Origin of the sequence: Kluyvera sp. Awk 3, assembly GCF_028069715.1 — a bacterium.
GTDB lineage: Bacteria > Pseudomonadota > Gammaproteobacteria > Enterobacterales > Enterobacteriaceae > Kluyvera > Kluyvera georgiana_A.
Window position 1 is genome coordinate 1 of sequence record NZ_JANEWH010000148.1, and the last position, 10228, is coordinate 10228.

Here is a 10228-nt window from a genome sequence, read left to right on the forward strand (position 1 = left end):
GCACTATGATAATAAAGTCATAGTGCCTTTTGATTACGCTGATTAATCTAATTGTAAAGTGACCCTAGATATTTTTGCACTTTCTGACAGTGTATCCACGATGTCGCACTTTAAAGACCGTTCGCTTTCGATACTGGTAAGGTACATAATAAGCCAGGAGGTGACTTTCCACACCGGAAACCAACCGGATAAATGATATTATGTGCAGTGGCTTGTCTTTGCGTAATGGAGATACCACATACTCATCGCTAAGATCATCATCATCTATTTTATAATTCATGAGATTATGATAATCACATACATTTTTCCTGAATATATTCGTTGGGATCCCTCCCCTTACGCCCTCTAATTGCGACAAAAAATGCCGATATGGATACGAGGCCCCTCCCCCTGGAGTGTAGTAGCGATACTCCGCAGAGATAGCGGCAATGATATTCATCAAACGTCCCTCTCTAAATGTGAACATTGACAAAATGGTATATATCCTCCACGCGTTCTACTTTTGTTATATCTTCTTCTGTATAAGCAATCGAATACGTTTGCTCCAGCGCAACAAAAATATCAATCATTGCTAATGAGTCGGCCAAAAGATCGTAATACATATCTTTATCTTTAGTGACCTGCTCAATATCACAACATAATGCTTGAGCAATAATATTATTCACGGTACCTACAACATTTTGTTCTATTCTCATAGCTTCCTCTTTCAAAATGGCACACAGCAAACTACTTTTTCGCTGTGGATTTTGAAACACCGCTGAAATATGGCGTCGCCTGTGATGAACCACGACTCCCTACAAACGATGACGATTTGTATGTCTGACCAGGAGTCACTTTGCTGGCCTGTTTACCATCAAGTCCTTGCCAGTGCGAACCCTGACGGTTCAACATGCCGGGTTCCTCCTGAGTGGAGCGCGGCGATTCAGTCGTGTTCGTGCGGGCGCTTAAGGAACCTGATGTTGCGGAGGCTGGCGACTGAGCTGTCACGCCGCGTGCCTTTCCATCAACGGAGCCCTGAGACGCATGTGGCGTGCCTGCTGACGCCAGCTTGCCAGAGACTTTTCCCGCCAGGCTGCTATTCAGCCCCTGGAACGGCGTCCCCTGGCTGTTCAGCATCGTCGGGGCACCCTGCACAATACGCCGGGCTTCTGCCGGGTTCGTCCGGGCGTTTGCAGAGCCCGGGCCGCCGATATACGGCGCGCTTGGTTGTGTGGGGGCCGGCTTGCCAGTAATTTTTCCCGCCAGGCTGCTCTTCAGCCCCCGGACCTGCGTTTCCTGGCTGTTCAGCAGCGTCGGGCCAGGCTCCACAATACGCCGGGCTTCTGCCGGGTTCGTCCGGGCGTTTGCAGAGCCCGGGCCGCCGATATACGGCGCGCTTGGTTGTGTGGGGGCCGGCTTACCAGTAATTTTTCCCGCCAGGCTACTCTTCAGCCACTGGACCTGCGTTTCCTGGCTGTTCAGCAGCGTCGGGCCAGGCTCCACAATACGCCGGGCTTCTGCCGGGTTCGTCCGGGCGTTTGCAGAGCCCGGGCCGCCGATATACGGCGCGCTTGGTTGTGTGGGGGCCGGCTTACCAGTAATTTTTCCCGCCAGGCTACTNTTCAGCCACTGGACCTGCGTTTCCTGGCTGTTCAGCAGCGTCGGGCCAGGCTCCACAATACGCCGGGCTTCTGCCGGGTTCGTCCGGTCGTTTGGCCCCGTCGCCCCATCAATGACATCGTGACTTTGTGTCTCCCTGTTCTGCGTTGTCCTGCCATCAGACGTACGGTCCGCTGACGTATCCGGCGTGCCTGCGGAGGTCGGCTGACCAGTAATTTCTCCCGCCAGGCTGCTATTCAGCCACTGGACCTGCGTTTCCCGGCTGTTCAGCAGCGTCGGGCCAGGCTCCACAATACGCCGGGCTTCAGCCGGGTTCGTCCGGTCGTTTGGCCCCGTCACCCCATCAATGACATCGTGATGCAGTTCATTAGCAGCATCATTGTTGCTATCCAAACCTCGACTAACAGATTGGCGCGGAGATTCACTCCCCTGATTACCTTCATGGTAGGTGTAAGTGAACGGTGCATTGATTGTAATGTTGATACCCGGTTGATTCGAAGGCCCCATTTCTATCTCAGGGCCAGGGCGCGGATTGGCCGCGTCATCCGCTTTGGGTTGTGCTATATCAGCTAGCGCATTTCTCAATAGATCAAATGTTATCGACTCCTGACCGAGTCGGGTCTGGGCCTGCTCGAAAGGGGATAAATTGCGGCTCCGATTGATAACACTCAGGGAGGAATTTTGCTCCGCAATCGAATTCCTGAAAATGTTATGAACGTTGTCCATCACCTGGACACATTCCTCCTGAGATAGACCCTCATTAATCAGTGATTCATAAATACGATTTGCTATTTCGACATTGTAACTCAAGCCTGAAGATTGCTGAGAATACTTATCAAGCGCAACCAGATTGTTGCAGATCGCCTCGTGTTTTTTTAATTCGCTGTAATTTTTACTCGACCCAGCCGCTGGAGAATCCATCCTCACACCATTTTTAGCAATGCTGGAGATGAATGATTTAGTCACATTATTAAGTTCTTTAAGCGCCTTACTATCATCTGGCGCCAGGCGTGATTTAATCTCATGACGCATGACCATAAAATCCTCAACACATTTCATGGCCCTTGGTTCAGAGTTACCGCTATTATTCTCAACAATTGCAGTAAATGCTTTTACCGTTTTACCTGGCAATTGGAAGGTGGCAATTTCATTTAACAGCGCCTGCTTTGCGGTTTCAGCTTTTTGGGCAGCGAACTGCTCACCAGAGGACAAGGTCTTTAATGCGTTTGCAATTTTCTCGTTCAGCGAGGCGTCCCCTGGCGCACGGGAATTCTGCGTGACCTCAGCGTGATTATCCACCGAATCTCGACTAAGCGCCCTGTTTGCTGGCTCTTGAGCACTTTGCGCCGAATCCGTTTCACGGGTATTTATTGCGTTCTGCGCAAGCGATACTGCCTGGGTCAGGAGCTCAGCAACAGATTTATGGTGAGAGATAAACTGTTGCTCGGCATCTTTCAGCACAAGCTGTGAGTTGATGTTTGAAACGCCAGTAACATTACCAAGCGGTCCCCGCACTTGAGTTGCAGGGTTATTCAATGATGAACGAAGTAGTGGTGATGCCGTGCTTGAAGAAGGTATCATAACAACTCCCTATGAGATATTAAAGAAGGACTTATCAGACTCTAAAAGCTGAGAAATAGTACTGCTTAATATTTTGACTAAATTATCAAATGTAGAGTTTGCGTTTGAATATTTCTGCGTCAGCGACTGCATGCCGGTTTGTACGGAATCCTTCGTAATATCGACACTACTTTGATATGCAGCCCACTGCGCTGAGTTAAGTGTTTTGTTATTGTAATCGTTATAAGAACTTGTATATAGTTTCCTGACCGATGATAAATCTATACGAACATTATTCCCATCAACGCATTTATCTGGGTCAAGCCCCATTTCCTTAGCCCAGGCCTTTGCCTCATCCGGGGAGGATGCGCTATATAAGATCCCAGCATCACCGCTGTACTTATCAATCACACTTTTTAATTCAGCAGCAAAACCTCTACCATTAAATTTAATATCTTCGTCATCAACCGAAATGTATTTCTTCAGGTTCGCCATAACATCAGAAAAATCGGCGTAAAAGCTGGCGTACACCTCCACGGCTTCCTGAAAAACATCAAGATAGTTTTCGCCCATTGAGGCAATTGCCTCGGCAACGGCATCGCAAATCTCTTTGCTGCTGGAAGTGGAAAATTCGCTATCCTTAACCACCTCATTAAATATGCTGAGAATATCTTCCGCATCTGCCGTGGAGGCGTCATCAGGCGTTTCGGCTGCAACCGGTAGCGAGGTACGGGTAAACGCCGCGGCAGTCCTGGCCGAGTTAAGGAATTTCCGATCGGCAAGGGTTAGCGCCGCCGGCACTTCATTACTTGTACTCACGCCAGCGGCGCTAACGGATGAAGACAATTCCGCTGCGATACTCGCTAAAAGTGCTTTCTTCTGCTCAACAGCTTGTCTTGTAATAGCATTTTTAGCCTTAATGACTTCCAGCTTTTTCTGTAGCTCGGACGTCTGCCAGTTTTCAACCAGCTTGCTAAGTTCCGCGACGTCATCACGGGTTGATGGCGTTGATTTTAAGAGTAAACGGACAACGGAATCTGGCAACAAACTCTTCAGTGTGGTGGTAGACACCGGGGCCATATCATCTGTCGATGCCAGATTTTGGTTATTATCAACTGGCGACTCGCTCTCCACCGTTTTGTTCAATAACCAAGCCGGAGTAATGGGGTTCGATGTAATATTATCAATTGGCATTCTTACTCACAAAAGCCTCCTTAAGCAGGAGGCTGGGCTTAATGATAACAGGAGGACTAGACTTTCAGGTTAGCGGTCATGGCTCTGACAGTGCCCGCTCGGTTGGCGAGAATCTGGTTGAGCAATTGCATCAATTCCGCCTTAAACTGACCGATGGCCTGCTGCTCGCGTTCATCAGATTCTTTACGTGAAGTAAAGACGTTTTCATCTGTTTTCAAAATCTGTGCGTTCGCTTCAGCGTTTGCTTTGTCAACATGACCATTTGAAGAAGACAGGTTCGCAACCGCCTGCCCACCCTGACCAAACATCATCCCCTGCATTTGCAGTTTGCTTGCATCGTTGGCGCGCAGTTGCTGCTGCAGGTTTTCTGCTGAAGAATCATGCTTCAATCGATTAGACTCTTTTTTCAGCAGCTTGATATCAGAGGCATCCTGTGACGTCATCTTATCCAGTCTTGAACGTGAGCCTGGTACCGCACTGGCACTCAGCGCATCGGAATCGCGCTTAAGGTTAATAGATTTTGAACCATGAACTTGAATCGCCTGGTTTGATTTAGTTAACGCTTTGGTCTGGATACCACCGGACACAGCCGTTGTCGCTAACGAAATACCGGCCTGTTTATCCACCATCGCTTTATTTTCAATACCAGCCTGGACAATTTGCTTAGAGCTCATCTCCCCCAAACTGCGCGCCATCATGTTATTGGCACTAGACTGTTCACGCATAATAGATTGGTTATATTGTGCGGCCAGGCAAATCGTTTGCAGAACTTGTGCTGCTTTGCCACTAAACCCATTGGCAATAGTCGAAATATCGAAACCGCTCTTATTAGCCAGCACAACCAATGAATCATTCATCTGATCCATGGCTTTGGAGGCTTCGGACTGGGTTAAGTTAGAAATAGACCCCAACGCCTGAGAAACCTGCTTGGTGAAGGCTTCTGGGTCTGCCTGCACTGGGCTAGGGACAATATCAGGAGCGGTGTCTTTCAGTGACGCCGCAGACACCACATTTTTTGCCGCACTGTCAACAAATACTGGTGTGGCAGTGCTTTGCGTAATTTCCTGAGATTTTAACGGTGCCGACTCGGCCTTTTTAATATAGCTATCATTATCGAGCGTAGTTATTGGACGCTGTGATACAACGGAATTAGAAATGGTCGTCATAATATATATCCTGAATAAAATTAAGCTTTCATATTTTTAATAACAGCAGCACCAGTCGCAGCCTGATTTTGCAGCATATCAGAGAGCGTCAGCCCCATTTGCTGCACTTGCTCCTGGTCTTGTTTAAAACGTGTCAAATAGCTCGATATAATATCACTTAGTATTCTCACATCGGTTTGCGCGAGTTGGAAACTCGCCAATGCTTTCTGGGCTTCCAGTTGAATATTGGCAATATTCATGCTCATGCCGGACTGGATAATGCCATTGGAGGTGTTGACACCGACGTTCGCCATCATGATATGGTTCATATTAATCTTGCTCAGATTATTCAGAACCGTCGACTCACTCCCCTGAAGAAAACCAGTAATATTTTTAGTGACACTCTGGGTAACATTTTGAATGCTTTGCGAAACCTGTGTGGCTACCGCTCTGGCGGCAGCGGCGCCCTGCTTCGCTGTATTTTTAACCAGCGTCGGGATGAGCTTATTGATCGCTTTAGCAATCGCCGCTTTCACCGTTTGAACAATGGCAGAAGTCATCGCCTGCGACATTTTCTCAATCAAGAATTTGGCCGCGCTTTTAGCGACAAAGGCCACAGCAACAATCGCCGCAATCGCCACCGCCGCGGTTACCACAGAGTGGATTGTGTCCATCATGTTAGCGCCGGTTGCTTTATCAATGGCATTCAGTAGCAGCCCTAGCGGGGTGTTATCAAAGATTTTAGTAACAATATCACCCAGAACATTCATTAGCGGCATGAGGACATGTTCCATAAGAGGATCCATAATCATGCCGGTCAGGGATTGACCAGTAATCGCTTCGACAATGGGGTCGGCAACCATCAAGGCAATACCAACAGCCATCAGCGCCGCGCCGCCACCGCCAAAAATGGTGGTAATCGCGCCGAAAGCGATAGCCAGACCACCTAAAATTTTGCCGATACAGCCTGCCGTTTTTTGTGCTTCCTCAGCTTTGCGTACCTGCTCTTCATATTCATCAGATTTACGCTTCATTTCAGCCTGACGAGCCTGAGTTTGCATCTTATTGATTTCAAGATCGTTCTTTAGCTTTTCAGAAGAAACATCATCCATCTTCATGATGAACTCGGTAATCAATTGGATCATGATTGCCGTGCGGGTGAGCGCCTGTTCTGAATGCTGTTCTGCAGGTGTAACTGCAGTATTGTTAAACTGAACGTTGCTAAATTTGGCATTCATCTCAGCCGTTTTGGCATTGACGTTATTGAGTATCTTTTGCCCGACGTCCAACGCCTTATCGAGATTACGCTGAGCAGTCGACAGCGCCTGTGAAGCCTGGGTTAATCCCTGCTGAGCTTCAGCAACGGCTGTTTGCGCTTTTTTAATGTCTTCGCTTTTCGCGTCGGGATCGTCGAGTAAGTTATTGAGTGTGTTCTGCGCATCGGTTAACTTGCTGTTAGCTTTCCCCCAATCTGATTTCGCTGAGTCATAGACATCCTGCATGTCATTAATCACGCCTGATTGGGTATCAAATTCCTCCTTTAGCTTGTCAAGTTCGGCGGATAATTCCTGGGCCTTCTGAATATTGGCATTGGCCTGGGCATTAAAAACAGCCGCCGCGTTAGCCAGCATACTCTCGCTCATTGAGTTGCTGACCGATTGATAACGCAGCATGGTCAATAACATTTGTGATTTATTGGTCAGCTTACCCGTTGACTGCCGAATTGCGGGCCTGTCAATTTCAGTCTCAATCTCCCGAGCAAGTTCATCAGAAACACCCGTCGCAATTTCATCCATGCTCTTTTGCTGTGCGATCAAATTAAGCCGCGAGCCTTGACTGCTGGAAATATGCGTTTTGTGGCTAATGGCATCACTGGGCACGGTGGTGTCGGCCACTGTCCCAGCGTGAACATTATTAGATAAAGTTAAACTCATATAATTTCCTTATAACTTATTAGCTTTCAGCACATAAATAAATTTTTTAAAACTACTCTTCCACCTCCTGAGCATCTTCAACCTCGGCTTGTTCAAAACGATTGCTACGAATGGTTTCCATATATATTTTTGCCTTATTAACCAAGGCTTCATCGGGACAACGATTACAGATAATCTCGAAGCTCTGTAGGGCTTTAACAAAATTACCCATTAATAGCTGACATTGCCCCGAGTAAAATACCGGCGTGAAATTATTATCAGCCATCACATATGCCAGTGCATAAAAATCGCAGGCTTTAATATAATTTTTCTTCAACTGGTTAACCGCCCCTAACCCAATGAAGTAATCGGGGTTCTTAAGATCGTACATGCAGAGAAAGTTGAAGAAACTCTCCGCTTCATCCAATCGCCCTTCTTTATAAAATTGGTAGGCATGGGCATAAATGTTTTCCATTGTATTATCAGGAATACCATGGATTTCTCTTAACGTAGCACCATGTTCCAAAGTGGCCGTAAGAACTAAGGATGCTTCTTGCTCGGTAATATCTTTTTTCATCATTTATTTACTCTCTGATTACGTCATCACCGACTGATGACTGCATTACAACATAATGATTTAAGGCGTACGCACAAAGAACGCTCATTCACGTTCAGTAGGGGTAACATGTTCACTCTTCCAGGCATTCTCAACCTGTTCAAGCCAGATTAAAACTTCAATAACTTCATCGAGTTCCTCGAGGCTAACAAATGAATATCGGCGGTGGGTTTTGTAGATGCGACGGGCAAGATGGATGTTTTCTACAACTGGCACGCCCACTTTCTCCGCATAAGCGCGGACAGCCAGGGCGCGCTGGTTGGTCTCCAGTACAGAAATAAACGGTATCCCCACTACTTCAAGGTTGACGTAAATACCAACCGCGATGTGGGTGGGGTTAGCGACGATAACCTTGGAGTTTTCAATATCAGATTTCACCTGATCGGAAAGCAGTTCCATATGCAGTTCTTTACGCTTTGATTTAATCTCAGGATCGCCATCCTGCTCTTTATGCTCTCTTTTAACCTCCTGCTTATCCATTTTCAGATCTTTCATGTGCAGAAAATATTCAGCAAGCGCATCAAGGATCAGCACCATAAGTGCACAACCCAAGCAAAGATAAACCAACGCGCCAAATAGCTGGGCCCATATTGGGAACATATTGACCGTATCTGTATTGACCTGAGCGAAAACTGTAACCTTATTCTTATTCCAGAACATGATGGCAGCACACACAAAGCTGACCAAAAACAGTAATGATTTGATGACGTCCTTTACGGTTCTCAAGCTAAACAATTTCTTAAAGCCATTCACTGGGTTGAGCGCGGAGAAATTAAGCTTAAGAGCTTTGCTGGCGAGCAGGAACCCTGTTTGTAAAAGCGCAGGTAGAGCCGATGCCACAATGCAAAGCAATAAAAAAGGTAGGAATATTTTGATACCGGTCCAGAATACGGCTTTAGCATATCCCTCCATGTCATTGGCAAAGCCATTTTCAATGACTCTACGTAACAGGGTCATAAATTCTACTGCATCATGAGTATTAATAAGGTATTGCACACCAAGGAGTATTAAGCAGGAGATAATCAGGTCCTTGCTTTTAAAAGACTGTCCTTTCTCGGCGGCTTCTTTTTTCTTCTTCGGTGTTGGCTTTTCGGTTTTACTTCCTGACATTTACTCCTCGACTTGTTACTCAATAAATTGTTTTAACTGACCATCCATTTAAAATATCCGGGACCAACTGTAGAGACATGATTTTCCCTGGAATGATCGGCGTGAAGTACAGAAGCAGAAGAAAAAATGCGATGATGCTTTTCACGGTCAATGCTAATGCGAAGGCGTTAAGCTGCGGCGCAAATCGTGCTAGCAGGCCAAGGCAAAGCTCGGTAAGCAAAAATATGATGATCAACGGACTGGCAATGACAATCGCGTGACTGACCACCAGCGTAATAAACTTCACCACCAGCATAAAACCCGGCATTTCCATTTGATAAGGAGCCCAAAGAAGATAGCTCCTTTCAAAAACTTCCAGCAACAGCAGCAGCCCGCCATTTTGCAGCATCATCACCGCCGCAAATAAGTTAAAGAAATTGGCTAGCTCAGAGGTATCAACACCAGAAAGGGGATCAATAGAACTACTTAATGTTGCCCCGCGCTGATTGTCGATAAAGCTGCCGGTAGCATGAAGTACCCAGCAAGGTAAGCATAAAAAAAAGGCGATAATCAGCCCTAGCATTAGCTCTTTAGCAATAAGAATGAGAAACCAGGCATTGTCAAACCCGGCGATGGGTGCACCGGGATAAGGCCAAAGAGAAACGCCAACCAGCATGGCCACTGGCATACGAATAGCGCCGCTCAGGGTACTGGAGTTAAAAAAAGGTAATAAGATAAAGGCAGGCATCACTCTTGCCGATACCATTGCCATTTCATATAACCATCGATGAAGATCAAAGAAAAGTAGCGTGTACATCGTCAGCTTACCATTGCCATACGAATCACCTCTTTAGCAAACCCAACCAGCACATCGCCATACCAACCGGTGACCAGGAATAGACATAATGCCACGCTTAATAGTTTCAGGCCGAAGGGTAGCGTTTGTTCCTGCAACTGCGTAACCGTTTGAAAAAGACCAACCAACAGGCCTACAACCGTCGCCACAATAATCGGCAGAGCCGATAGCATGAGGATCAGATACAGCGCTTTATTACCTGCATATGCTATTTCATTCATTGTTATAAAAACCTATGAAGTAGCCAGATTGATAT

The 10228-nt window shown here is 46.8% G+C and carries 8 protein-coding genes; all 8 read right to left on the bottom strand.

What is annotated here, in order from left to right:
* Window positions 1-452: 452 nt before the first annotated feature.
* Entirely contained in the window at window positions 453-695 is a 243-nt protein-coding gene (locus tag NNN71_RS21165) for an acyl carrier protein (RefSeq protein ID WP_271459272.1), read from the bottom strand.
* Between the two features lie 2494 nt (window positions 696-3189).
* A complete protein-coding gene (locus NNN71_RS21170; RefSeq protein WP_271459273.1) occupies window positions 3190-4353 on the bottom strand; it encodes an IpaD/SipD/SspD family type III secretion system needle tip protein in 1164 nt (387 codons plus the stop codon).
* A 56-nt stretch (window positions 4354-4409) separates the two neighbouring features.
* Window positions 4410-5519, bottom strand: a complete 1110-nt coding sequence (locus NNN71_RS21175; RefSeq protein WP_271459274.1) for a hypothetical protein — start codon at window positions 5517-5519, stop codon at window positions 4410-4412.
* A 20-nt stretch (window positions 5520-5539) separates the two neighbouring features.
* Entirely contained in the window at window positions 5540-7432 is a 1893-nt protein-coding gene (gene sctE / locus NNN71_RS21180) for a type III secretion system translocon subunit SctE (protein WP_271459275.1), read from the bottom strand.
* A gap of 52 nt (window positions 7433-7484) precedes the next feature.
* Window positions 7485-7991 carry a type III secretion system translocator chaperone SicA gene (sicA, locus tag NNN71_RS21185; RefSeq protein WP_271459276.1) on the bottom strand — a complete coding sequence of 169 codons (507 nt, stop codon included), beginning with the start codon at window positions 7989-7991 and terminating at the stop codon, window positions 7485-7487.
* Window positions 7992-8072: 81 nt separating this feature from the next.
* Window positions 8073-9137, bottom strand: coding sequence for an EscU/YscU/HrcU family type III secretion system export apparatus switch protein (locus NNN71_RS21190; protein ID WP_167575683.1), 1065 nt, complete (start codon window positions 9135-9137; stop codon window positions 8073-8075).
* 19 nt (window positions 9138-9156) lie between these two features.
* A complete protein-coding gene (sctT, locus tag NNN71_RS21195; protein ID WP_271459277.1) occupies window positions 9157-9933 on the bottom strand; it encodes a type III secretion system export apparatus subunit SctT in 777 nt (258 codons plus the stop codon).
* Between the two features lie 2 nt (window positions 9934-9935).
* On the bottom strand, window positions 9936-10193 hold the full coding sequence (locus tag NNN71_RS21200) for an EscS/YscS/HrcS family type III secretion system export apparatus protein (RefSeq protein ID WP_167575681.1): 258 nt from the start codon (window positions 10191-10193) through the stop codon (window positions 9936-9938).
* Window positions 10194-10228: the final 35 nt, after the last annotated feature.